This is a genomic window from Kitasatospora sp. NPDC056273, assembly GCF_042268845.1.
Lineage (GTDB): Bacteria > Actinomycetota > Actinomycetes > Streptomycetales > Streptomycetaceae > Kitasatospora.
Genome location: NZ_JBHJSJ010000043.1, coordinates 41,391 through 65,283, shown reverse-complemented (window position 1 = coordinate 65,283; position 23,893 = coordinate 41,391). Strand labels below are relative to the sequence as shown.

Genomic DNA, 23,893 nt, shown 5'->3' with positions numbered 1-23,893 from the left:
CCCCCCGGTCGTTCCCCCGGCCGTCTCCGTCACCGGTGATTCTGGCCGGGCCGGTGGGGCGGGCGGGAGCGTCGAAAGTCGGCGGCGCGGGTGACGAAAGTCGACGGGCCGACGGCGGGAGCACCCCGGGAACGCCGACGGACCCGCGCCAGGGGGGGAGAGGCGCGGGTCCGTCCTGTGACCGTCCGGGCCCTGGGGGGGTGAGGGCACTGGGGACGGCCAGTCTGTGGAGTTGTTACCCGGAGTACCGGAGGTCAGATCCCCTTCGGGTGCCAGACCGTCTTCGTCTCCAGGAACGAGAGTAGCCGCTTTGTACCCGGCGCATTGGTCCAGTCCTGGGCGAACGGGTCCAGCGCCGGACGGACCACCCTCTTCAGGGTATCCGCGGCGGCCGCCTCCAGCGCGTACGCCGCGCCGGGACCGTCGGCGGCGATGGCCCCGGTGAGGTCCAGCGCGTTGACGTCCTGGTGCGAGGCCAGGGTGGGGGCGATGTCCGCGGTCCGGCCCGAGACGATGTTGACCACGCCGCCCGGGACGTCCGAGGTGGCCAGCACCTCGCCCAGCGACAGCGCGGGCAGCGGGGCGTCCGCGGCGGCCGCGACCACGACCGTGTTCCCGGTGGCGATCGCCGGGGCGATCACCGAGACCAGGCCGAGCAGCGAGTGCCCGTACCCGGCCTGCGGGGCGACGACCCCGACCACACCGGTCGGCTCCGGGGAGGAGAGGTTGAAGTACGGACCGGCGACCGGGTTGGCGCCGCCCGCGATCTGGGCGACCTTGTCGGTCCAGCCCGCGTACCAGACCCAGCGGTCGATCGCGGCGTCCACCAGCGCGGCGGCCTTCTTCGGGCCGATGCCCTCGGAGACGGCCACCTCGGCGGCGAACTGCTCGCGCCGGCCCTGGAGCATCTCGGCCACCCGGTACAGCACCTGGCCGCGGTTGTACGCGGTGGTGCCGGCCCAGCCCTTGACCGCCTTGCGGGCGGCCAGGACGGCGTCACGGGTGTCCTTGCGGGTGCCCAGCGGGACGTTGGCGAGCCACTCGCCCTTGGAGTCGGTCACCTCGTACACCCGCCCGCTCTCGGAGCGCGGGAACTTCCCGCCGACGTACAGCTTGTAGGTCTTGAAGACGTCAAGACGCGTTGCGACATCAGACATCGAGGGCCTCGACATTCAGGTAGGGCTCCAGACCGTGGCGGCCACCCTCGCGGCCGTAGCCCGACTCCTTGTAGCCGCCGAACGGCGAGGTCGGGTCGAACTTGTTGAAGGTGTTGGCCCAGACCACGCCGGCCCTGAGGCGGTCCGCCATCCAGAGGATGCGCGAGCCCTTCTCCGTCCAGATGCCGGCGGAGAGGCCGTACGGGGTGTTGTTGGCCTTCTCGACCGCCTCGGCGGGGGTGCGGAAGGTCAGCACCGACAGGACCGGGCCGAAGATCTCCTCCTGGGCGATCCGGTGGGCCTGGCTGACGCCGGTGAACAGGGTCGGCTTGAACCAGAAGCCGGTGCCCGGGAGTTCGCACTCCGGCGACCAGCGCTCGGCGCCCTCGGCCTCGCCGGCGTCGGTCAGCGCGGTGATCCGGGCCAGCTGCGCGGCGGAGTTGATGGCGCCGATGTCGGTGTTCTTGTCCAGCGGGTCGCCGACCCGCAGGGTGCCCATCCGGCGCTTCAGGGCGTCCAGCAGCTCGTCCTGGACGGACTCCTGGACCAGCAGGCGCGAACCGGCGCAGCAGACGTGGCCCTGGTTGAAGAAGATGCCGTTGACGATGCCCTCGACGGCCTGGTCGATCGGCGCGTCGTCGAAGACGATGTTCGCGGCCTTGCCGCCCAGCTCCAGCGAGAGCTTCTTGCGGGTGCCGGCCAGCTGCTTGGCGATGGCGCGGCCGACCGGGGTGGAGCCGGTGAACGCGACCTTGTTGACGTCCGGGTGGGAGGTCAGCGCGGCGCCGGTGCGGCCGTCGCCGGTGACGATGTTGACGACGCCCTTCGGCAGACCGGCCTGGCGGCAGATCTCGGCGAAGCGCAGCGCGGTCAGCGGGGTGGTCTCGGCCGGCTTCAGGACGACCGTGTTGCCGGTCGCCAGCGCGGGCGCGATCTTCCACGCCAGCATCAGCAGCGGGAAGTTCCACGGGATGACCTGGCCGGCCACGCCCAGCGGCTTCGGGTTGGGACCGAAGCCGGCGTAGTCCAGCTTGTCGGCCCAGCCCGCGTAGTAGAAGAAGTGGGCGGCGACCAGCGGCAGGTCGACGTCGCGGGTCTCGCGGATCGGCTTGCCGTTGTCGATCGACTCCAGCACGGCCAGCTCGCGGCTGCGCTCCTGGATGATCCGGGCGATCCGGAACAGGTACTTGGCGCGCTCGCTGCCGGGCAGCGCCGACCAGTCGGCGAAGGCCTTGCGGGCGGCGGCGACCGCGCGGTCCACGTCCTCCTCGGTGCCCTGGGCGAACTCGGCGAGCACCTGCTCGGTGGCCGGGTTGACCGTCTTCAGGGCCTCGTTGCCGGAGGAGTCGACGAACTCGCCGCCGATGAAGTGGCCGTAGGAGGTGGCGATGTCGCCCGCGGCGGCCGGCGACTCGGGGGCCGGGGCGTAGGCGAAGAGGCCGCCGGCGGGCTTGGCCACGGGCTCCTCGGTGTTCTTCTTCTTGGCCATGGTGATCAGTCCACCGTCACGTAGTCGGGGCCGGAGTAGCGGCCGGTGGCCAGCTTCTGGCGCTGCATCAGCAGGTCGTTGAGCAGGCTGGAGGCGCCGAAGCGGAACCAGTGCTGGGTCAGCCAGTCGTCGCCGAGGGTCTCGTTGACCATCACCAGGTACTTCATGGCGTCCTTGGTGGTGCGGATGCCGCCGGCGGGCTTGACGCCGACCTGGACGCCGGTGGCCGCGCGGAAGTCGCGGACCGCCTCCAGCATCAGCAGGGTGACCGGCGGGGTCGCGTTGACGGCGACCTTCCCGGTGGAGGTCTTGATGAAGTCGGCGCCGGCCAGCATCGCCAGCCAGGAGACCCGGCGGACGTTGTCGTAGGTCTGGAGCTCGCCGGTCTCGAAGATCACCTTGAGGTGGGCGGAGCTGCCGTCGGGGCGCTTGCACGCCTCCTTGACGGCCACGATCTCGTTGAAGACGTCGAGGTAGCGGCCGGAGAGGAAGGCGCCGCGGTCGATCACCATGTCGATCTCGTCGGCACCCGCGGCCACCGCGTCGGCGGTGTCGGCGAGCTTGACCGGGAGGGCGGCGCGGCCGGCCGGGAAGGCGGTGGCCACGGAGGCGACCTGGATGTCGGTGCCCTCCAGGGCGGCCTTCGCGGTGGCGACCATGTCCGGGTAGACGCAGATGGCGGCGACGCGGGGGGTGGTCGGGTCGGTCGGGTCGGGGGTCCTGCCCTTGGCGCACAGTGCGCGCACCTTGCCGACCGTGTCCGCGCCCTCCAGCGTGGTCAGGTCGATCATCGAGATCGCCAGGTCGATGGCGTACGCCTTCGCCGTGGTCTTGATCGAGCGGGTACCGAGAGCGGCGGCACGCGCCTCCAGGCCGACCTGGTCGACGCCGGGCAGGCCGTGCAGGAACCGGCGGAGCGAGGCCTCGGACGCAGCAACGTCCTGAAGGCCGCTGCCCGCAACGCCGAGGGCATTGGCTGCAACAGTGGACATAGTCACCAGAGCAGCATATCTACGCGCGTAGTGGGCCGCCAGGGCACCTGCCATTCGTGGCCGGACCGAGACCTCAGGGTGAGGGGCATGGGGCAGAATCGTCGACATGACCGATTCCGACGGCAAGCCCGGCCAGGGCCCCGCCGCCCCCGACGGGGAGCCCGAGTACGCGGACCGCGTGTACCGCTCTGTCCCCGGTGTGATCTCCGGAGTGCTGCTGCTGGTGGTCGCCGCCTGGCTGATCGGCGACGCGGTGGTGAGCGGGACGGGCAAGACGCCGTACGTCTCGCTCGCCGCGGTGCCGGTGTTCGCCTTCCCGGTGATCGCGTACACGCTGCGCCCGGCCGTGACGGCCGGCCGCGACCGGCTGGTGGTGCGCAACCCGTGGCGGACCGTCGTCGCGCCGTGGGCCTCGGTGGACGCGCTGCGCGCGGGGTACTCGGTCGAGCTGCTCGCGGGCGGGAAGAAGTTCCAGGTCTGGGCGGTGCCGGTGTCGCTGCGGCAGCGCAAGCGGGCCACCCGGGCGCAGAGCCCCAGCGCCGCCGAGCACGCCTCCCGGACCGGTCTGGGGCTGGGGATGGCCAAGCGGACCAACCCGGTCGTCCAGGGCTCGCCCGACCCCACCCGCGCCTGGTCCGACCAGGTCACCGCCGTCCTCCAGGAGCTGGCCGAGCGCAACGCCGCCCGCCCCGCCGCCGCGGGCCCGGTCGAGGTCCGCTGGTGCTGGTGGGTCATCGCCCCCACCCTGCTCGGCCTGGTCGCGCTGATCACCGTCATCGCGGTCTGACACCGCGCAAACGCGACGGAGGGGCCCGCCGGTCACGACCGGCGGGCCCCTCCACGTGTGCGCGGGGATCAGGCGGTGATGCCCGCCGCGTCGGCGAGGTCCCGCTTGACGGTGGCGAGCAGGGCGGCGGCGCGCTCGCGGACCGGGGCCAGGTCGGCGGCCGAGGCGACCGGGAGGACGACCTCCAGGTAGCACTTGAGCTTGGGCTCGGTGCCGGAGGGGCGGACCACGATGCGGGCGGAGCGGACGCCCTCGCCGGCCAGGTAGTAGCGCAGGCCGTCGGTGGGCGGCAGCTCGGCGGAGCCGGCCGACAGGTCGTCGGCGCGGGTCACCCGGAGGCCGGCCAGCACGGTCGGCGGCTGCTCGCGCAGGCGGCGCATGGCGTCGGCGATCAGCGAGAGGTCCTGGACCCGGACGGAGAGCTGGTCGGTGGCGTGCAGGCCGTGCTCCAGCGCCAGGTCGTCCAGCAGGTCGGACAGGGTGCGGCCGGACTTCTTGAGGGTGGCGGCCAGCTCGGCGACCAGCAGGGCGGCGGTGATGCCGTCCTTGTCCCGGACGCCCTGCGGGTCGACGCAGTAGCCGAGCGCCTCCTCGTAGCCGTAGCGCAGGCCCTGGGCGCGGGAGATCCACTTGAAGCCGGTCAGCGTCTCGGCGTAGCCCAGGCCCGCGGCCTCGGCGATCCGGCCGAGCAGGGTGGCGGAGACGATGGTGGTGGCGAAGGTGCCCTCGGCCTTCTTCGCGACCAGGGCCGAGCCGAGCAGCGCGCCGACCTCGTCGCCGCGCAGCATCCGCCAGCCGGAGGTGCCGTTGCCGGCGCCGGCCGCGTTGCCGTTGACGGGGACGGCCACCGCGCAGCGGTCGGCGTCCGGGTCGTTGGCGATCACGATGTCCGGGCCGACGGTGGCGGCGGTGCGGAAGGCGAGGTCCATCGCCCCCGGCTCCTCCGGGTTGGGGAAGGCCACGGTCGGGAAGTCCGGGTCGGGCTCGGCCTGCTCGGCGACCACGGTGGGCGCGGGGAAGCCGGCCCGGCGGAACGCGGCGACCAGGGTGTCGCGGCCGACGCCGTGCATCGGGGTGTAGACCACCTCCAGGTCGCGCGGGCCGTGCTCGTCGACGATGGAGACGGCCCGGTCCAGGTAGGCCTCGACGACCTCCTCGCCGAGCACCTCCCAGCCCGACGCGGCGCGCGGGACGTCGTCCAGCGAGCCGATCGCGTCGATCCTGGCGGCGATCCCGGCGTCGGCCGGCGGGACGATCTGCGAGCCGTCGCCCAGGTAGACCTTGTAGCCGTTGTCCTGCGGCGGGTTGTGGCTGGCGGTGACGGTGACGCCGGCGGCCGCGCCCAGGTGGCGGACGGCGAAGGCGAGCACCGGGGTCGGCAGCGGGCGCGGCAGCAGCGCGGCGCGCAGGCCGGCGCCGACCACCACGGCCGCGGTGTCGCGGGCGAAGTCGTACGACTTGTGGCGGGCGTCGTAGCCGATGACGACCAGGTCGCCCAGGCCCTGCTGCTTGACGTACGCGACCAGGCCGGCGGCGGCCCGGATCACCACGGCGCGGTTCATCCGCATCGGACCGGCACCGAGTTCGCCGCGCAGGCCGGCGGTGCCGAACTGGAGCCGGTCGGAGAAGCGCTCGGCGAGCTCCGCCCAGGCGAGCTTGCCGTCGGTCTCGACCTCCGGGGCCTCGGCCCGGGCCAGCAGGGCGGCGAGCTCCTCGCGGGTCTGCGGGTCGGGGTCCTCGGCCAGCCAGGTCCGGGCCCGGGCGAGGAGGTCGGTGGTGGGTGCCTGCGTCATGCCAGCTCCATGGGGACGTGCGTCGGTGTGTCGGCCGGAGGTTCCGCTGTGGGTCGGGAGGGTTCCGCTGGGACCGGAGGGTTCCGCAAGGAAGGGGGTCGCGCATGCGGACGGGGCCCACGGGAGGGCGTGATCAGCGGATCACGCCGCCCGTGGGCCCCGTCAGTCATGATTCTGCGCCCGCCGGGCGTCAGATCCGCTCAAGGACCTTCGCCAGCAGCTCGCCCATGCGCTCGGCGGAGGCCTTGCCGGCCTCCAGCACCTCGGCGTGGTTGAGCGGCTCGCCGGTCATGCCGGCGGCCAGGTTGGTGACCAGGGAGATGCCGAGCACCTCGCTGCCGGCCTCGCGGGCGGCGATGGCCTCCAGGGTGGTGGACATGCCGACCAGCTCGCCGCCGATGACCCGGGCCATGTTGACCTCGGCCGGGGTCTCGTAGTGCGGGCCGCGGAACTGGACGTAGACGGCCTCGTCCAGGGACGGGTCGATCTCGCGGCAGAGCTCGCGCAGGCGCTTGGAGTACAGGTCGGTGAGGTCGACGAAGTTCGCGCCGACGATCGGGGAGTCCGCCGTCAGGTTGATGTGGTCGCTGATCAGGACCGGCTGACCCGGGGTCCAGCCCTGGCGCAGGCCGCCACAGCCGTTGGTCAGCACGATGATGCCGCAGCCGGCCGCGGCGGCGGTGCGCACGCCGTGGACGACGGTGGCCACGCCGTGGCCCTCGTAGTAGTGGTTGCGGCCGAGGAAGATCAGGGCGCGCTTGTCGCCGATCTTCACCGAACGGATCGTGCCGGCGTGGCCGGCGACGGCGGGGGCGGGGAAGCCCGGGAGCTCGGTGACCGGGAACTCGGCCACGGTCTCGCCCAGGGCGTCGGCGGCCGGCACCCAGCCGGAGCCCATCACCAGGGCGACGTCGTGCCGCTCGGCACCGGTCAGCTCGCGCAGGCGCTCGGCGGCGGCCTGGGCGGCGGCGTAGGGGTCGGCGGAGACGACCGACTGAGGAGAAGCGTTCACGGGTCAGAGGATAGACGGGTTTCGGCTACGCGCGTAGAAATTCAGCCGCGGCATGCCGGATCGTTACCCGGTTGACCCGAAAACACAGCTCGGTGACGCTTTTCGGGTGAGCGGGCCGTCGGATCGCACACAACCCGGGTGCCGCGCCGGGCCTTTCCCTCCGGGCGGTCGCTTCGTGCGCGTGCCGTCGTGGCCCGTTTCCCGGCGGGCCGGTCCGGGGCCGGCGGCGTTACGGTGACGGTCGGGGCCCGAGGGGCCGAGGGGGCCGATCCTTCGTCGCCGGTCCGGTCCGCGGCTCCGGCGGGGTACCAGGACGGGGTCGACCGCCATGGGGAACACGGACAGCCGGTACCCGCCGCCCGCGGCGCCGCCCGGGCCCGCGCCGGTGGACCTGGCGGCCCGGGTGGACGCGTTCACCGCGGACTTCTTCCCGAGCGGCCGGTACACCGTGCCGGGCGCGGCCCAGCGCCGGGCGGTGGCCGACGGCGTGCTCGGCGTGCTGGACGGCCGGACCGGGGAGGCCGAACGGGCGCTGGCCCGGGCCGGGTACCGGATCACCGGCTTCACCGAGGCCGTGACCGGCCGCCCGGTCACCGAGATCGCCGAGACGGGCGAGACCGCCGCCGACGACGGCGGCACCGGGGGCGGCACCGGGGACGGCCGCGGCTGGGGCCGGGTCTACCTGGACCGCTCGGCCCGCCCCGCCTGGTCCGTACAGGTGCCCCACCCGGCCTCGGACGTCCGCACCGAGGCGCTCGGGGTGGAGCTGTTCCGGGCCGTGCCGGGCGGCGTGCTGGTGCTCGCCGGGGCGCACCGCCGGGCCGGGGCGGACGGCTCCTCGGACGTCGCGCACTGCAGCGACACCGTCTTCGCCGCCGTGGTCGAGGCGCTCACCCTGCGCGGCCTGCCCGGCATCCAGCTGCACGGCTTCGGCGCGGCCGGCCTGCCCGGGCGGGACGCGGTGGTCTCCAGCGGCGCCGGGCGGCCGGGCCCGGCCGCCGAGCTGACCGCCGCGGGGCTCGGCGGGGCCGGCCTGGTGGTCCGCCGGGCCTGGCGGGAGCCGGGTGCGCGGCTGGCCGGCGCCACCAACGTGGCCGGCCTGTTCGCGGCCGGGCTCGGGGTGCCGTGGCTGCACGTCGAACTGGCGTACGGGGTGCGCGCCGACCCGGCCCGGCGCGCGGCGGTGGCGCGGGTGCTCGCGGAGACCGTGCGCGGCTGGGCCGCGGATCAGCAGGGGCGGCGGCGCAGGTCCATCACGTAGTCGTGCGGGGCGCCGGCGCTCTCCGCGGCGTCGGCGACCAGGCCGAGGTAGCGGGCCGCGGGCAGGCCGCCCTCATAGTCGTTGAGCACGTACGTCCAGACCGGGATGTCCCCGTCCAGGGTCTGCGCGCGCAGCTTGATCTTGCGGTAGATGCCGAGCTGGACGCCCTCCCAGCGGTCCAGGCCCTCCTCGTCCATCGGCGCGACGTCGTACAGCGAGACGAAGACCTGGTCCTTCTCGTCCTCGACCACGGTGGCCAGCGAGCCCTCCCAACCCAGCTGCTCGCCACCGAAGGTGAGCCGCCATCCGGCTAGCCACCCCGTGCCGCGCAGCGGGGAGTGCGGGGCTCGGCGGGTCATCTGCCGGGCATCGAGGTTGGTGGCATACGCGGCGTAAAGGGGCATGGGGGCCAGGGTAGCCCGGGCGGCGGGCGGGCCGGGGCGACTGGACGAACGTACGGGAGCCCCGACCCCGGCGTGGCGGCGCCGCGGGCGTGCGGGACAATGGGGAACGTGACTCGGATCGTGATCATCGGTGGCGGACCCGGCGGCTACGAGGCGGCCCTGGTCGCCGCACAGCTCGGCGCGGAGGTGACCGTCGTCGACACCGACGGTCTGGGCGGATCGGCGGTGCTCACGGACTGCGTTCCGTCGAAGACCCTGATCGCGACCGCGGAGGTGATGACCACCTTCGACAGCTCGTACGAGGAACTGGGCATCCTGGTCGCGGACGACACCCCGCCCGTCGAGCAGGCGGCCCGGGTGATCGGCGTGGACCTGGGCAAGGTCAACCGCCGTGTGAAGCGCCTGGCGATCGCGCAGTCCCACGACATCACCCAGTCCGTCACCCGGGCCGGCGTCACCGTGCTGCGCGGCCGCGGCCGGCTCGGCACCGGCGGGCAGGCCGTGGACGGCTCCCGCGAGGTGCTGGTGGACGCGCCCGACGGCACCGTGCAGTCGCTGCACGCCGACGCGGTGCTGATCGCCACCGGCGCCCACCCGCGCGAGCTGCCGGACGCCCAGCCGGACGGCGAGCGGATCCTCACCTGGACCCAGGTGTACGACCTGGAGGAGCTGCCCCGCGAGCTGATCGTGGTCGGCTCCGGTGTGACCGGCGCCGAGTTCGCCGGCGCGTACCAGGCGCTCGGCTCCAAGGTGACCCTGGTGTCCAGCCGCGACCGGGTGCTGCCGGGCGAGGACCCGGACGCCGCCGAGGTGCTGGAGGACGTCTTCCGCCGCCGCGGCATGAACGTCATGGGCCGCTCGCGCGCCGAGAGCGTCAAGCGGATCGGCGACCGGGTCGAGGTCATGCTGGCCGACGGCAAGGTGATCGAGGGCACCCACTGCCTGATGGCGGTCGGCTCCGTCCCCAACACCTCCGAGATGGGCCTGGAGGAGGCCGGGGTCAAGCTCAACGACTGGGGCCAGATCCAGGTCGACCGGGTCTCCCGCACCACCGCCCCCGGCGTGTACGCGGCGGGCGACTGCACCGGCGTCTTCATGCTCGCCTCGGTGGCGGCCATGCAGGGCCGGATCGCGATGTACCACGCGCTCGGCGACGCGGTGCAGCCACTGAACCTCAAGACCGTGGCCTCCAACGTCTTCACCGACCCGGAGATCGCCACCGTCGGCTACACGGCGGCCGACGTGGAGTGCGGCAAGATGGACGCCGTCGTGGTCAAGCTCCCGCTGCGCGGCAACCCGCGGGCGAAGATGCAGGGCATCCGGGACGGCTTCGTGAAGCTGTTCTGCCGCCCGGGCACCGGCATCGTGGTCGGCGGCGTGGTCGTCGCCCCGCGGGCCAGCGAGCTGATCCACCCGATCTCGCTCGCGGTGGACGCCAATCTGACGGTCGAACAGGTGGCCAGCGCCTTCACCGTCTACCCGTCCGTCTCCGGCTCGACCGCCGAGGCCGCCCGGCAGCTGCACATCCGCAAGCGGGTCGACGGCGAATCCTGAGCGTCCGGCGCACAGTTGAGGGCGGTTGCCGATCGGCGACCGCCCTTCGCGCGGGCATGGCCGTCACCCGGACGGCGGGCGCAGTTCCGGGCCATTGACGGCGCGTATTCTACGGTCACGCGCCGCTCGTGCGTGAGCAATTCCCGCTACTAGCTGCAAACGCCTGAAAGCAGACGGTCACGCAGGTTACCGTCGGTTCTGTGTTTGCAGCAGAACGTCGCCAGTTGATCCTCGAAATGGTGCGCGCCAACGGAGCCGTCTCGCTCCGGGAGTTGGCCCGCGTCGTCCAGACCTCCGAAGTGACCGTGCGCCGTGACGTGCGGGCGCTGGAGGCAGAAGGGCTCCTCGACCGCCGGCACGGCGGCGCGGTGCTCCCCGGCGGCTTCAGCCGCGAACCCGGATACCCGCAGAAGACCCACCTGTCCGCGGCGGAGAAGAGCGCCATCGCGGACTTCGCCGCCGGCCTGGTGGAGGAGGGGGACGCGGTGGTGGTCGGCGCCGGCACCACCACCCAGGAGCTGGCCCGCCGGCTGGCCCGGGTGCCCGGGCTGACGGTGGTCACCAACTCGCTGCTCGTCGCCCAGGCCCTGGCGCACGCCAACCGGGTCGAGGTGGTGATGACCGGCGGCACCCTGCGCGGCTCCAACTACGCGCTGGTGGGCAGCGGCGCGGAGCAGTCCCTGCAGGGGTTGAGGGTCAACAAGGCCTTCATCTCCGGCAGCGGTCTGACGGCCGAGCGCGGGCTGTCGACGGCGAACATGCTGTCCGCGAGCGTGGACCGGGCCATGGTGCTGGCGGCCGCCGAGGTGATCGTCCTCGCCGACCACACCAAGCTCGGCGCGGCCGGCATGTTCCAGACCGTCGCCACCGAGACCATCACCCGCCTGGTCACCGACGAGCAGGCCACCGCGGACGACAGCACCGTCCGCGAGCTGGACGCGCTCGCCGACTGCGGGGTGCAGGTCGACCTGGCCCCGCTGGGCGCCGGCCCGGGCGGTGACGCCCCGGTGCACGGCACCGGCAGCGGCCCGATGCACCAGCCCCAGCCCGGCCCGATGGCCCGCCGCGGCGGCCCGCCCCCCGGCGGCGCCCCGCTGCCCGGCCAGCGCCGCCCCGGCGCGCACGGCGGGCCCGTCGCCCCGGGCGGCATGCCCGCCAGGCTGGCCGAACTGGGCCTGCCGCGCGGGCGCTGAGCCCGTACGGTTACGGTCCGCGGAAACGGGACCGGTCCGCACACCCCCCGAGGGGCGTACGGACCGGTCCGGGGTCAGGGACGGTGTCAGTCCTTGATCTCGCAGAGCGCGGCGCCGCTGCTGACGCTCGCGCCGACCTCGGCCTTGAGGCCGGTGACGGTGCCCGCCTTGTGGGCGTTCAGCGGCTGCTCCATCTTCATCGCCTCCAGGACCACGATCAGCTCGCCCTCGGCGACGACCTGGCCCTCCTCCACGGCGACCTTGACGATGGTGCCCTGCATCGGCGAGGCCAGGGTGTCGCCGCTGACGGCCGAGCCGGCCTTCTTGGCACCCACCCGGCGCTTGGCCTTGGCGGAGCCCGCCGCACCGGCCGCCGGGGCCGCCGTGACGCCCAGCGAGGACGGCAGCGAGACCTCGATCCGCTTGCCGCCGACCTCGACCACCACGGTCTCCCGGGTCTCGGCCTCCTCGCCGTCACCGGCCGCGCCGGCGAACGGCGGGATGGTGTTGTCGAACTCGGTCTCGATCCACCGGGTGAAGACCGTGAACGGCCCGTCGCCGCCGTGCACCTCGGGCGCGAACGCCGGGTCGGTGACGACCGCCCGGTGGAACGGGATGGCGGTGGCCATGCCCTCCACCTTGAACTCGGCCAGCGCGCGGCGGGCCCGCTCCAGGGCCTGCTTGCGGTCGCGGCCGCTGACGACCAGCTTGGCCAGCAGCGAGTCCCAGGCCGGGCCGATGACCGAGCCGGTCTCCACGCCCGAGTCCAGGCGCACGCCCGGGCCGGACGGCGGGGCGAACAGCGTCACGGTGCCGGGCGCGGGCAGGAAGTTCCGGCCCGGGTCCTCGCCGTTGATGCGGAACTCGAAGGAGTGGCCGCGGACCTCGGGGTCGCCGTAGCCGAGCTCCTCGCCGTCGGCGATCCGGAACATCTCGCGGACCAGGTCGAGGCCGGTGACCTCCTCGGTGACCGGGTGCTCCACCTGGAGACGGGTGTTGACCTCCAGGAAGGAGATCGTGCCGTCCAGCGCGACCAGGAACTCGCAGGTCCCGGCGCCCTCGTAGCCGGCCTCCTTCAGGATGGCCTTGGACGCCCGGTACAGCTCGGCGTTCTGCTCGGCGGTCAGGAACGGCGCGGGCGCCTCCTCGACCAGCTTCTGGTGGCGGCGCTGGAGCGAGCAGTCACGGGTGGAGACGACCACCACGTTGCCGTGCTTGTCGGCCAGGCACTGGGTCTCCACGTGCCGCGGGTTGTCCAGGTAGCGCTCGACGAAGCACTCGCCGCGGCCGAAGGCGGCGACGGCCTCGCGCACCGCGGACTCGTACAGCTCGGGGATCTCCTCCAGCGTGCGGGCGACCTTGAGGCCGCGTCCGCCGCCGCCGAAGGCCGCCTTGATGGCGACCGGCAGGCCGTGCTCCCGGGCGAAGACGACGACCTCGTCGGCGCCCGAGACCGGGTCCGGCGTGCCGGCCACCAGCGGGGCACCGGCCCGCTGGGCGACGTGCCGGGCGGTCACCTTGTCGCCGAGGTCGCGGATGGCCTGCGGCGGCGGGCCGATCCAGATCAGACCCGCGTCGAGGACGGCCTGGGCGAAGTCGGCGTTCTCCGACAGGAACCCGTAGCCGGGGTGGACGGCGTCCGCACCGGAGTCGGCGGCCGCCTTGAGGACCTTGGCGATGTCCAGGTAGCTGGTAGCGGGGGTGTCACCGCCCAGCGCGTAAGCCTCGTCGGCCGCGCGGACGTGCAGCGCATCCCGGTCCGGCTCGGCGTAGACGGCGACGCTGGCGATACCGGCGTCCGAGCAGGCACGGGCGACGCGGACAGCGATTTCCCCGCGGTTGGCGATGAGCACCTTGCGCACTGTGGCTCCCTTCTTGAACCTCGTTGAGTTTATGGATTCCTGGGCAGTACCGGCGAGTAGCCCCGGGTTGTGAACTATCCCACACGCTCGGTGATGGGTTTTCCGGGCCCGTGGGCGGCCCCGTGGACGACGTCGCAGGTCGGCGCCGGTCTGCCCGGATCGGCGGGGGCCACAGCGGGTGACCGGCCCGCGGCGCGGCGGGAGGGTGGCATGGGCCACAGTCTCGCGCGGGCCGCTCAAGCGGCGCCGGAGCGGGCGGCGGGCCGCCGCAGCGCCTCGGCCGTCACGTCGGCCGCCACCTCGACCATGTCCGGCCCGTACGCCTCCGGGTTGACCACCCGCAGGACGAGCGCGAAGGTGCCGTCCTGCCCGTGCCTCCGGGCGAGTTCGCGGTGGTGGGCGACCAGGTAGCGCACCCCGGCCTGGTTGGCGGTGCCGGTCTGGCCGGAGACCAGGAACACCGGGCGGCCGCCGTCCGGGGTGGCGATCCGGGCGAGCAGGACGTGCGTCTCGTCCGGGCCGGCGGTGAAGTCCCGCTCGCCCACCACGAGGACGTTGCTGCCCGGGCCCGGCCCCGAGGTGATCAGCACGCCCGGCAGGCCCCAGGCGAGGTGCGCGGCCATCCGCTCGTTGCTGACCGGACCGCCCAGGCACAGCTCGGTCTTGGCGCCCAGGCCGCGGTGCGCGGCGTCGTGGGCCACCAGCTCGGGCCGCGCCCCGCACTCCTCGACCAGCCCGGCCAGCCACATCAGTGCGTACGCGTCGCGCCGGGTCACGGTGTGGGCGTGCGAGCCCGTCCCGATGCTGCGCGGCACCACGATCAGGCACTCGCTGCCGCCCGGCAGCCCGAAGAACGCCCGCACCCGCTCGACCCTGCGGCGCCGCCGCAGCGCCTGGGCGAGCCAGCCGAGTCCGGCGCTGATCGCGCTGGCCACCAGGCCGAGCACCACGTTGAGCACGCTGTCGGTCATCTGCCGCGTCCCCTCCCCGTTCGAACGCCGGTCAGCTTAGGGGCACCGCCGCGGTGTTCGGCAGGTCAGTTCGCCCACAGATCCGTGATGCGCACGTCGAGGTCGGCGAGCAGCCGGCGCAGCAGCGGCAGGGAGAGGCCGATGACGTTGCCCGGGTCGCCGTCGATGCCGTCGATGAACGGCGCGGAGCGGCCGTCCAGGGTGAACGCCCCGGCCACGTACAGCGGTTCGCCGGAGGCCACGTACGCGGCGATCTCGGCGTCGTCCGGGGTGCCGAAGCGGACGGTGGTGGAGGCGGTGGCCGAGGACTGCCGGCCGGTCGCGGTGTCGATCACGCAGTGGCCGGTGCGCAGCACGCCGGAACGCCCGCGCATCGACTGCCAGCGGGCCAGCGCCTCGGTGGCGTCCGCGGGCTTGCCGAGGGCCCGGCCGTCCAGTTCCAGGACGGAGTCGCAGCCGATCACCAGCTCGCCGTCGGCGAGTTCGGCGGCGACGGCCTTCGCCTTGGCCTCGGCCAGGACGAGGGCGAGCTCGGCGGGGGTGGCGGCGGTGATCGCGTCCTCGTCGACGCCGCTGACCACCACGCGCGGGTCGAGGCCCGCCTGGCGCAGCAGCCCGAGGCGGGCGGGGGAGGCGGAGGCGAGGACGAGGGGGCGCTGGTCGGTCATGTCCACCAGCGTAGGGGGTGCCGGTGTCCGCCGTTCGGGTGAACGGCTCAGGTGAAGGAGCGGGAGATTATGATCAGCACGGCGCCGACCAGCACGAGGGCGGCGAGCACCTTGCCGGCCCGCTGCATCCGCTCCTGCATCCGACGGGCCTCGGGCGAGGGCTCGTCACGGGGGTCTGACCAGAGCACCCGTCCAGAGTGCGCCGCGCGGGGGTGCGGGCGCCTGAGTATCCGTACTCAGGTTTCGGGCAAAGCGGGCGCCGGGCGCCCGGTACGGCACGGAGGGGGAGGGCGGCGGGGCCGTCCTCCCCCTCCACGCCGCGGAGTTCAGTGCGCCCAGCCCGAGGTCCGCCAGGCGTTCGGGCCCGGACGGGCGGCGAGACGGAGCCGGCGGGCGCGGTCGCCCCAGGGGGAGTCCGGGCCGGCGCCGGCCCTGCGGGCCGCCTCGGCGGCGGCCTGTGCGGCGGCGGCCCGGGCCTGGACCACCGCCAGGACGGTGGCCAGCTCCTCGGGGGTCGGCTGCCCGTGCAGCACGTGGATCGACATGGCTGGTTCTCTCCCGACAGGGACGGGGCCTACAGGGGGATATTGCCGTGCTTCTTCGGCGGCAGCACCTCGCGCTTGCCGCGCAGCGCCCGCAGGCCGCGGACGATGTGCCGGCGGGTCTCGCTCGGCGCGATCACCGCGTCCACGTAGCCGCGTTCGGCGGCCAGGTAGGGGTTCAGCAGGGTTTCCTCGTACGAGGCGATCAGCTCGGCCCGCTTCTCCTCGGCGGTGCCGGCCGCCTCGGCCTCGGCGATCTCCCGGCGGTGCAGGATGTTGACCGCGCCCTGCGCGCCCATCACGGCGATCTGCGCGGTCGGCCAGGCCAGGTTGAGGTCGGCGCCCAGGTGCTTGGAGCCCATGACGTCGTAGGCGCCGCCGAAGGCCTTGCGGGTGATCACGGTGATCAGCGGGACGGTGGCCTCGGCGTAGGCGTAGATCAGCTTGGCGCCGCGCCGGATGATGCCGTCCCACTCCTGCTCGGTGCCGGGCAGGAAGCCGGGCACGTCCACGAAGGTCAGCACCGGGACGTTGAAGGAGTCGCAGGTGCGGATGAAGCGGGCGGCCTTCTCGCTGGCGTTGATGTCCAGGCAGCCGGCCAGGTCCATCGGCTGGCTGCCGACGATGCCGACGGACTGGCCCTCGACCCGGCCGAAGCCGGTGATGATGTTGCCCGCGAACAGCGGCTGGGTCTCCAGGAACTCGCCGTCGTCGACGATGTGCTCGATCACCTTGCGCATGTCGTACGGCTGGTTCGCCGAGTCCGGCACGATGGTGTCGAGTTCGAGGTCCTGCGCTGTGACGGTGAGGTCGGCCTGCTCGGGGTAGGACGGCGGGTCGCTCAGGTTGTTGGAGGGCAGGTACGAGAGCAGGCTCTTGACGTACTCGATCGCCTCCTTCTCGTCCGCGGCCAGGTAGTGGGCGTTGCCCGACTTGGTGTTGTGGGTGCGCGCGCCGCCCAGCTCCTCCATCGCGACGTCCTCGCCGGTGACGGTCTTGATCACGTCGGGGCCGGTGATGAACATGTGCGAGGTCCGGTCGGCCATCACCACGAAGTCGGTGATCGCGGGGGAGTACACCGCGCCGCCCGCGCAGGGGCCCATGATCAGCGAGATCTGCGGGATGACGCCGGAGGCGTGCACGTTGCGGCGGAAGATCTCGCCGTACAGGCCGAGCGAGACCACGCCCTCCTGGATCCGGGCGCCGCCGGAGTCGTTGATGCCGATGACCGGGCAGCCGGTCTTCAGCGCGAAGTCCATCACCTTGACGATCTTCTCGCCGAAGACCTCGCCGAGCGAGCCGCCGAAGACGGTGAAGTCCTGGGCGAACACGGCGACCTGGCGGCCGTCCACGGTGCCGTAGCCGGTCACCACGCCGTCGCCGTACGGCCGGTTCCTCTCCTGGCCGAAGTTGGTCGAGCGGTGCCGGGCGAACTCGTCGAACTCCACGAAGGAGTCCTCGTCCAGCAGTTCCACGACCCGTTCGCGGGCGGTCAGCTTGCCCTTGGCGTGCTGCTTCTCCACGGCCTTGGACGAGCCGGAGTGCACCGCCTCGTCCAGCCTGCGCCGCAGGTCGGCGAGCTTGCCGGCGGTGGTGTGGGGGTCGTACGGCGCCTCGGTCATCCGGTGGCTCTCCCTGATCCATGGCCGCGACCTGTTCGAGTGCGCGCGGGGCCGGGTGGTGGGCCCGCGCATGAGGGCAGGGCGGCGCTACGAACTACCGCTGGGTAGCGTAGCCAGCGCGGAGGGCTGTCCGGCACGTCCCGGCGTCATGACCATCGACACAGTTCTGTTGACGGGTGTTCTGCGGGACGATGGGGCGGCCTACGTCCCGGACCCGCTCTAGGGTTTTCCCATGACCGCACCCGAGACCCCCCGCCGCAGCGGACTGCGCGGCTTCGGCCACGCCGGACCGTCGCCCTGGACCGACCTGGACCGTCCGCCGCTGGACGAGGAGGCGCTGCGCCGCGACCTGCTCGTCCCGGGCGGCCTGTGGACCTCCCTGGACGTCGTCGCCGAGACCGGCTCCACCAACAGCGACCTCGCCGCCCGGGCCGCGGCGGGCGCCGGGCAGGGCGCGGTGCTGGTGGCCGAGGCGCAGAGCGCCGCCCGCGGCCGGCTGGACCGGCGGTGGACCGCCCCGCCCCGCTCCGGGCTGTTCCTGTCCCTGCTGCTGCGCCCAGAGGAGGTGCCGCTCGAGCGGTACGGCTGGCTGCCGATCCTGGTCGGGGTGGCCGCGGCCAGCACGCTGGGCCGGGTCGCCGGGGTCGAGGTCGGGCTGAAGTGGCCCAACGACCTCCAGACGGAGATCGACGGCGCGGAGCGCAAGCTCGGCGGCGTCCTCACCGAGCTGGCCGGCGGCGCGGTGGTGGTCGGCATGGGCCTCAACGTCTCGCTGCGCGCGGAGGAGCTGCCCGTCCCCACCGCCGCCTCGCTCGCGCTGGCCGGCGCCACGACCACCGACCGGGGCACCCTGCTGCGCGCCCTGCTGCGCGAACTCGCCGAGCTGTACCGGGAGTGGACGGCCGCCGCGGGCGACCCGCACGCCAGCGACCTGCTGCGCGCCTACGTGGACCGCTGCACCACGCTCGGCCGCCAGGTGAAGGTGCACCTGCCGGGCGACCGCGAGCTGGTCGGCGAGGCCGTCGCGGTGGACGGCGACGGGCGGCTGGTGGTCCGCACACCCGACGGCGTACGCCGGGCGGTCGGCGCGGGCGACGTCGTCCACGTACGCCCCGAGCCCCGCTGAACGGCACTCTTCACCTCTCCTTGACCCGGGCTGATGCCCCGGATCCGACGATTCCGTGCGAACATTCCACCTGGCAGCGGTGTGAGGCGCGCCACTGCCCGCCCGGGTGGCGGAGTGCGCGCCCGGACAGGTAGGACACGAGGCGAGTGCGGCGATCGCACGGGGACGGACCGGTGGCAGAGGACGGCAGCAGCGGCGCGACGGCGGGCAGCAACGACCCCACGGTCGCGCTCGAACTGGAGCGCCTGATCCTGGACGCGCCGCGCCGCTACACCCCGTACCAGGCCGCGCGCGCCGCCGACGTCCCGATGGAGCTGGCCACCCGCTTCTGGCGCGCCATGGGCTTCCCGGACATCGGGCAGTCCCGGGCGCTCACCGACGGCGACGTGATCGCGCTGCGGCGGCTGGCCGGCCTGGTCGAGTCCGGGCTGCTCAGCGAGTCGATGGCGATCCAGGTGGCCCGCTCCACCGGCCAGACCACGGCTCGGCTGGCCGGCTGGCAGATGGACACCTTCCTGGAGAACCTCACCCAGGCCGTCGAGCCCGGGCTGACCCGCGCCGACGTCGCGTACCCGCTGGTCGAGCTGCTGCTGCCGGAGCTGGAGCAGTTCCTGGTGTACGTCTGGCGGCGCCAGCTGGCGGCCGTCACCGGCCGGGTGGTGCAGGCCGCCGAGGACCACGAGATCACCAGCGGGCGGCTCGCCGTCGGCTTCGCCGACCTGGTCGGCTTCACCCGGCTGTCCCGGCGGCTGGAGGAGGAGGAGCTCGGCGAGCTGGTCGAGACCTTCGAGAACACCTGCTCGGACCTGATCGCCGGCCAGGGCGGCCGGGTGATCAAGACGCTCGGCGACGAGATCCTCTACGTCTCCGAGGACCCGGCGACCGCCGCCGAGATCGCGCTGAGCCTGATCGAGGCGCTGGCCGGGGACGACACCATCCCGCCGCTGCGGGTCGGCATGGCCTTCGGCACGGTCACCTCGCGGATGGGCGACGTCTTCGGCACCACCGTCAACCTGGCGAGCCGGCTCACCTCGATCGCGCCCAAGGACGCGGTGCTGATCGACGGCGAGTTCGCCGCCGCGCTGGAGCAGAACGGCAGCGTCGCCCCGGCCGACGCGGAGGGGCCCGGCCTGGCCGAGGCGCTGTCGGCCGCGGCCGGGATGCCCGCCTCCGGGCTGCCGATCCCGGGACCGGACGCCGGGGCGCGGTTCCACCTGCAGCCGATGTGGCGGCGGCCGGTGCGGGGGCTCGGCCTGGTCGAGCCGTGGCTGCTCACCCGGCGGCTGAAGGCCGAGTAGCGCCTGCGCGCGGGGCCGTACGCGGCGGTGGCCGTAGGCGGGTGGCGGCCGTACGCGGTGGTGGCCGTACGCGGGTGGCGCGCGTACGGCGGGCCCGCGCGGGGAAGACGCATCCGGTGGACGTACGGGGACGCGCGCTTCGGCCGTCCGCGGGCAGACGCATGCGGTGACGGCGTTCGTGGGCACGCTTCCCCACGGCGGACGGGCGGTTGCGGGTGCTGAACGGTTGAAACCCGTACGTTCTGCTGCGGGTCCGCCCGGGCAAACGGGGCATAAGCGAACGAAACCGCCCTAGTCTTGGTGCAAGCGGCCGGTCGGGTGCGGCCGGCCGACGGGGGTCCGGCAGGACCGAGCACAGGGAGCGAGGCGAGCCGGTGAGCAGCGAGGCGATCATGACGGACCGCGACTGCGACTGCGGCGGCTCGCGGCACTCCGACCCGCTGCCCGACCTGAGGCTGCAGTCCGTGGTCGAGCTGGCCCAGGACATGGCCGCCGCGCTCACCCCGCTGGAGGCCGTCCGGGCCGCCGCCGCCCGGGCCACCGAGGCGCTCGGCGCCACCATGGCCGCCGTCTCCGTCTGGGACCGCGAGTCCGGCCGGCTGCGGGTGCTGGTCAACCACGGCGACCTCGCCCCGGGCGAGGAGGAGCTGCCCGAGGACGAGTCGTACCCGGTCGCCGACTTCCCCGAGATCGTCACGTACCTGGAGGAGCGCTGGACCACCGGGCGGCTGCCGCGCGCCTGGTTGCAGAGCGCCGAGAACAGCGTGCAGCACGCCGGGCACGCCCACCCGACGGCCGGCGCGTACTGCCAGGAGCGCGCTGCGGCGCTGCGCCGGCGCGGGCGGGCCTGCTGCGTGGTCGCGCCGGTCGTGCTGCACGGCCAGGCCTGGGGCGAGCTGTACCTCGCCCGGTCGGCCGGGATGCCGGAGTTCACCGAGGCCGACGCCGACTACGCGACCCTGCTCGCCGCCCAGGTCTCCGCCGGGCTGGCGCAGACCGAGCGCCTCGCCGACCTGCGCAGGCTCGCCTTCTCCGACCCGCTCACGGGCCTGGCCAACCGGCGCGCCGTCGACGCCCGGCTGGAGAGCGCGCTGGAGGCGCACAACCGGGACAACACCGTGGTCTCCCTGGTGGTCTGCGACGTCAACGGGCTGAAGCGGGTCAACGACCAGCTCGGCCACGAGATGGGCGACCGGCTGCTGGAGCGGTTCGCCCACCAGCTCTCGCTGGCCGCCGCCAAGCTCCCCGGCAGCCTCGCCGCCCGGCTCGGCGGCGACGAGTTCTGCCTGCTCGTGGAGGGGCAGAAGGCCGACGAGGTGGTCTCCGTCGCCGAGGAGCTGTGCGCCCGGGCGCTCGCGCTCTCCGAGGGCGAGGGCGTGGCCTGCGGGGTCGCCTCCACCGGGGACTCGATCGGGCCCGTCACCACCCCCGACCGGCTGTTCCGGCTCGCCGACGCCGCCCAGTACCGGGCCAAGGCCGCCCGGGCCGCCCACCCCGTCGTCGCCGGGCGCAGCCACGGCCCCGGCTTCTCGCCCGACCCCACCGTGCTGCTCGCCGACGCCGCCGACCCGCACCACCGGGCGGACGGGCGGCGCGGGCCGAACGGCCGGGCCGGGGCGGGCGACCGGCGGCGGTTCCGCGGCGCCGCCCACAGCGCCGACCCGGGGCAGCTGCTCACCGCCGTGCTCGCCTCCCTCGACCAGGCCGCCACGGCCCGGGCCGTCCACCCCGCGGACACCCTCGGCAAGCTGGTCGTCGTCGCCGAGGCCTCCGCCCGGCTGCTGGACGCCGTCGGCTGGTGGGTCTCGTACGTCCCGCCCGGCTCCCACCTCATGCGCACCGCCCAGCACGCCGTCTACCGGATGACCAGCGGCCCCAGCAGCGTCCGCGCGGAGACCCAGCGGGCCCAGATCGAGGCCCCCGACGCGGTCTTCGACCTCCGGCACTACCCGATGACCCGCCGCGCCGTCCGCGGCGGCTCCTTCGCGCTGCGGGCGGGCGCGGCCGGCAACGACCCGGCGGAGGAGGCGATGCTCGTCGTCTCCGGGTACCGGGGCATGGTCGCCGCGGGCGGCCAGAACCCGGCCGGCGGCTGGCTGGTGGAGCTCTTCGCCGACGACGCGACGCTGCCGCTGGGGCAGGCCGCCTCCGCCATGCGCGCCCTGGTCTCGGTCGCCCTGGCGGGGCCGGCCTCGCCGCCGGCGGTCTGAGGGACCGGCCGCGGTGGTGGCCGTCCGCTGGTTCAGGCGCCGGAACCGCCGCCGGCGGACGGCGGGTTGAGGGCCCGCAGGGCGGCGTCGACCAGGCGGTCGGCGTGCTCGTGGGTGAGCGGGCCGAGCCGGTACTGCCAGCGGTAGTAGAGCGGGCCGTAGACGATTTCGACGGCCAGGTCGAGGTCGGTGTCGGGGGCGATCTGGCCGGCCTCGCGGGCGCTGCGGAGGCGGTCGCGGGTGACGGCCAGCAGGGGGTCCAGCAGGCGGGTGCGGTGCTCGGCCTGCAGCGCCGGGTCGTTGAGGATCTCCGCCATGATCGCCCGGTAGGTGCGGTCGGTGTCCGGGTCGGCCAGTTCGTCGCTGGTGGGGCGCAGGACGGCGCGGAGGTCGGCGGCGAGGTCGCCGGTGTCGGGGAGCGCGATGCCGCCCTCGTGCTCGCCGGCGGCGAGGAAGGCGTCGAAGACCACGGCGCCCTTGGAGGGCCACCACCGGTAGATGGTCTGCTTGCCGACGCCGGCCCGGGCGGCGATCGCCTCGATGGTCAGCCTGCCGTAGCCGATCTCGGCGACGAGTTCGGTGGTGGCGGCGAGGACGGCGGCGTGCGCGCGCTCGCTGCGTCGGGCGGGGTCGGGAGCTGTTCTGGAGGCCATGGGAAAAATTCTATGCGAAACAACGAGACGAGACGTATTGTCTTCCCATGCCATCGCGAGACGGATCGTCTCGTCTCATCCCCCCTTCCCCGGAGGTGCCCGTGAACCGCCCCCCTGCACACATCCTGATGGTCTCCATTCCCGCCCATGGGCATGTCAATCCCAGTCTCGCGGTGATCACCGAGCTGGTCGCCCGGGGCCACCGGGTCAGCTACGTCAACGACCCCTCCTTCCGGGAGGTCGTCGAGTCCACCGGCGCGACCTTCGTCCCGTACCCGACCAAGCTGCCGCTCACCGACGACCCGGCCGGCTGGCCGTCGGACCTGGTGGCGATCCAGGAGGTGTTCCTGGACGACACGCTGTCGATGTGGCCCGTCCTGCTGGAGGCCTTCGAGGACGACCGCCCCGACGTGGTGCTCTACGACATCGGTGGCTTCGCCGGGCGGGCGCTCGGCGAGCGGCTGGGCGTGCCGGTGGTGCAGCTGTCGCCCGCCTTCGTCGGCTGGGAGGGCTTCGAGGAGGACCTCGCGGCGATGTTCGAGCCGATGCGCAACGGCCCGGGCGGCCCTGAGCACTACCGCCGGTACGCCGACTGGCTGGTCGAGGCGGGCGCGGTGCAGCGCGACGTGGAGGGCTTCAAGAACCGCCCCGAGCGGTGCGTGGCGCTCGTCCCGCGCGCCCTCCAGCCCAACGTCGACCGGGTCGACGAGCGGCGGATCAGCTTCGTCGGGCCCTGTTTCGGCGACCGCGCCCACCAGGGCGAGTGGCAGCGGCCGGAAGGCGCCGAGAAGGTGCTGCTGGTCTCGCTCGGCTCGGCCTTCACCCACCAGCCCGCCTTCTACCGGGCCTGCGTGGAGGCCTTCGGCGACCTGCCGGGCTGGCACACCGTGCTCCAGGTCGGCAAGCACACCGACCTGGCCGAGCTCGGCGAGGTGCCGGACACCGTCGAGGTGCACCGGTGGGTGCCCCAGCTGTCGGTGCTCTCCCAGGCGGACGCCTTCGTCACCCACGCGGGCATGGGCGGCTCCAGCGAGGGGCTGTTCCACGCCGTGCCGATGATCGCGGTGCCGCAGGCCGCCGACCAGTTCGCCAACGCGGACGCCCTGGTCGGCCTCGGCGTCGCCCGCCGGCTGGACACCGAGCAGGCCACCGCGGAGGCGCTGCGCGCCGCCCTGCTGGAGCTGACCGGCGACCCGGCGGTGGCCCAGCGGCTGGCCGAGCTGTCCGCCGCCGGCCGGGCCGAGGGCGGCACCACCCGGGCCGCGGACCTGATCGAGGCCGAGCTGCGCGTGTCGTGAC

Annotated in this window: 20 protein-coding genes and 1 pseudogene; 8 read left to right on the top strand and 13 right to left on the bottom strand. The window is 73.9% G+C overall.

Translation table 11 applies throughout. The features are described 5' to 3' along the window. Positions 1-254 precede the first annotated feature (254 nt). Genes ACFCY1_RS30180 through deoC form a run of 3 tightly spaced genes read right to left on the bottom strand, consistent with a single transcriptional unit; the run spans position 255 to position 3,638 of the window. A complete protein-coding gene (locus ACFCY1_RS30180; RefSeq protein WP_049654094.1) occupies positions 255-1,157 on the bottom strand; it encodes an aldehyde dehydrogenase family protein in 903 nt (300 codons plus the stop codon). After that, a complete protein-coding gene (locus ACFCY1_RS30175; protein ID WP_074003903.1) occupies positions 1,150-2,646 on the bottom strand; it encodes an aldehyde dehydrogenase family protein in 1,497 nt (498 codons plus the stop codon). The genes ACFCY1_RS30180 and ACFCY1_RS30175 overlap by 8 nt, the downstream gene beginning before the upstream one ends. 5 nt (positions 2,647-2,651) lie before the next feature. Beyond that, positions 2,652-3,638, bottom strand: a complete 987-nt coding sequence (gene deoC / locus ACFCY1_RS30170) for a deoxyribose-phosphate aldolase (protein WP_079272367.1) — start codon at positions 3,636-3,638, stop codon at positions 2,652-2,654. A 106-nt stretch (positions 3,639-3,744) separates the two neighbouring features. On the opposite strand from deoC, the gene ACFCY1_RS30165 reads away from it, so the two are divergent. Next, complete coding sequence (locus ACFCY1_RS30165; RefSeq protein WP_375876650.1) at positions 3,745-4,425, top strand: PH domain-containing protein; 681 nt, start codon at positions 3,745-3,747, stop codon at positions 4,423-4,425. A gap of 68 nt (positions 4,426-4,493) precedes the next feature. On the opposite strand, the gene ACFCY1_RS30160 is transcribed toward ACFCY1_RS30165, so the two are convergent. Together ACFCY1_RS30160 and ACFCY1_RS30155 are read right to left on the bottom strand one after the other, a co-directional pair. After that, on the bottom strand, positions 4,494-6,218 hold the full coding sequence (locus ACFCY1_RS30160) for a phospho-sugar mutase (protein ID WP_049654088.1): 1,725 nt from the start codon (positions 6,216-6,218) through the stop codon (positions 4,494-4,496). A gap of 190 nt (positions 6,219-6,408) precedes the next feature. Beyond that, positions 6,409-7,230, bottom strand: a complete 822-nt coding sequence (locus ACFCY1_RS30155; RefSeq protein ID WP_049654087.1) for a purine-nucleoside phosphorylase — start codon at positions 7,228-7,230, stop codon at positions 6,409-6,411. A gap of 328 nt (positions 7,231-7,558) precedes the next feature. Here ACFCY1_RS30155 and ACFCY1_RS30150 point away from each other — a divergent pair, with 328 nt between their 5' ends. Further along, positions 7,559-8,491 carry a hypothetical protein gene (locus ACFCY1_RS30150; protein ID WP_375876649.1) on the top strand — a complete coding sequence of 311 codons (933 nt, stop codon included), beginning with the start codon at positions 7,559-7,561 and terminating at the stop codon, positions 8,489-8,491. Here ACFCY1_RS30150 and ACFCY1_RS30145 read toward each other — a convergent pair. Beyond that, entirely contained in the window at positions 8,458-8,895 is a 438-nt protein-coding gene (locus ACFCY1_RS30145) for a gamma-glutamylcyclotransferase (protein WP_049660023.1), read from the bottom strand. The genes ACFCY1_RS30150 and ACFCY1_RS30145 overlap by 34 nt on opposite strands. Before the next feature lie 99 nt (positions 8,896-8,994). Here ACFCY1_RS30145 and ACFCY1_RS30140 point away from each other — a divergent pair, with 99 nt between their 5' ends. Together ACFCY1_RS30140 and ACFCY1_RS30135 are read left to right on the top strand one after the other, a co-directional pair. After that, positions 8,995-10,449 carry an NAD(P)H-quinone dehydrogenase gene (locus ACFCY1_RS30140; protein ID WP_049660024.1) on the top strand — a complete coding sequence of 485 codons (1,455 nt, stop codon included), beginning with the start codon at positions 8,995-8,997 and terminating at the stop codon, positions 10,447-10,449. 236 nt (positions 10,450-10,685) lie between these two features. Beyond that, the gene (locus ACFCY1_RS30135) at positions 10,686-11,642 is read left to right on the top strand and encodes a DeoR/GlpR family DNA-binding transcription regulator (RefSeq protein WP_241853005.1); all 957 of its coding nucleotides are present in this window, start codon (positions 10,686-10,688) and stop codon (positions 11,640-11,642) included. An 86-nt stretch (positions 11,643-11,728) separates the two neighbouring features. Here ACFCY1_RS30135 and ACFCY1_RS30130 read toward each other — a convergent pair whose 3' ends face one another. The 6 genes from ACFCY1_RS30130 to ACFCY1_RS30105 all read right to left on the bottom strand — a co-directional run bounded on the left by ACFCY1_RS30130 (position 11,729) and on the right by ACFCY1_RS30105 (position 17,307). Beyond that, on the bottom strand, positions 11,729-13,504 hold the full coding sequence (locus tag ACFCY1_RS30130) for a biotin carboxylase N-terminal domain-containing protein (protein ID WP_049655764.1): 1,776 nt from the start codon (positions 13,502-13,504) through the stop codon (positions 11,729-11,731). Between the two features lie 236 nt (positions 13,505-13,740). Further along, the gene (locus ACFCY1_RS30125) at positions 13,741-14,475 is read right to left on the bottom strand and encodes a hypothetical protein (protein ID WP_049655766.1); all 735 of its coding nucleotides are present in this window, start codon (positions 14,473-14,475) and stop codon (positions 13,741-13,743) included. Positions 14,476-14,540: 65 nt separating this feature from the next. Continuing rightward, the gene (locus ACFCY1_RS30120) at positions 14,541-15,143 is read right to left on the bottom strand and encodes a nucleoside triphosphate pyrophosphatase (protein WP_074003898.1); all 603 of its coding nucleotides are present in this window, start codon (positions 15,141-15,143) and stop codon (positions 14,541-14,543) included. A 47-nt stretch (positions 15,144-15,190) separates the two neighbouring features. Continuing rightward, positions 15,191-15,331, bottom strand: a complete 141-nt coding sequence (gene mmpB / locus ACFCY1_RS30115) for a morphogenic membrane protein MmpB (RefSeq protein ID WP_375876648.1) — start codon at positions 15,329-15,331, stop codon at positions 15,191-15,193. A gap of 138 nt (positions 15,332-15,469) precedes the next feature. Then, positions 15,470-15,688, bottom strand: coding sequence for an acyl-CoA carboxylase epsilon subunit (locus ACFCY1_RS30110; protein ID WP_049655770.1), 219 nt, complete (start codon positions 15,686-15,688; stop codon positions 15,470-15,472). A 29-nt stretch (positions 15,689-15,717) separates the two neighbouring features. Beyond that, positions 15,718-17,307 carry an acyl-CoA carboxylase subunit beta gene (locus ACFCY1_RS30105; RefSeq protein ID WP_049655771.1) on the bottom strand — a complete coding sequence of 530 codons (1,590 nt, stop codon included), beginning with the start codon at positions 17,305-17,307 and terminating at the stop codon, positions 15,718-15,720. Positions 17,308-17,539: 232 nt separating this feature from the next. On the opposite strand from ACFCY1_RS30105, the gene ACFCY1_RS30100 reads away from it, so the two are divergent. The 3 genes and pseudogenes from ACFCY1_RS30100 to ACFCY1_RS30090 form a co-directional block, all read left to right on the top strand. After that, positions 17,540-18,433, top strand: a complete 894-nt coding sequence (locus tag ACFCY1_RS30100) for a biotin--[acetyl-CoA-carboxylase] ligase (protein WP_375876646.1) — start codon at positions 17,540-17,542, stop codon at positions 18,431-18,433. 173 nt (positions 18,434-18,606) lie between these two features. Further along, a complete protein-coding gene (locus ACFCY1_RS30095) occupies positions 18,607-19,731 on the top strand; it encodes an adenylate/guanylate cyclase domain-containing protein (RefSeq protein ID WP_049655773.1) in 1,125 nt (374 codons plus the stop codon). A 392-nt stretch (positions 19,732-20,123) separates the two neighbouring features. Further along, positions 20,124-21,350, top strand: a pseudogene (locus tag ACFCY1_RS30090) (diguanylate cyclase domain-containing protein); the annotation flags it as partial. 623 nt (positions 21,351-21,973) lie between these two features. On the opposite strand, the gene ACFCY1_RS30085 reads toward ACFCY1_RS30090, so the two are convergent. Next, positions 21,974-22,594 (bottom strand): TetR/AcrR family transcriptional regulator, encoded by a 621-nt coding sequence (locus ACFCY1_RS30085; protein ID WP_049659404.1) that lies wholly within the window; start codon positions 22,592-22,594, stop codon positions 21,974-21,976. A gap of 128 nt (positions 22,595-22,722) precedes the next feature. Here ACFCY1_RS30085 and ACFCY1_RS30080 point away from each other — a divergent pair, with 128 nt between their 5' ends. After that, positions 22,723-23,892 carry a macrolide family glycosyltransferase gene (locus tag ACFCY1_RS30080; RefSeq protein WP_375876656.1) on the top strand — a complete coding sequence of 390 codons (1,170 nt, stop codon included), beginning with the start codon at positions 22,723-22,725 and terminating at the stop codon, positions 23,890-23,892. Position 23,893: the final 1 nt, after the last annotated feature.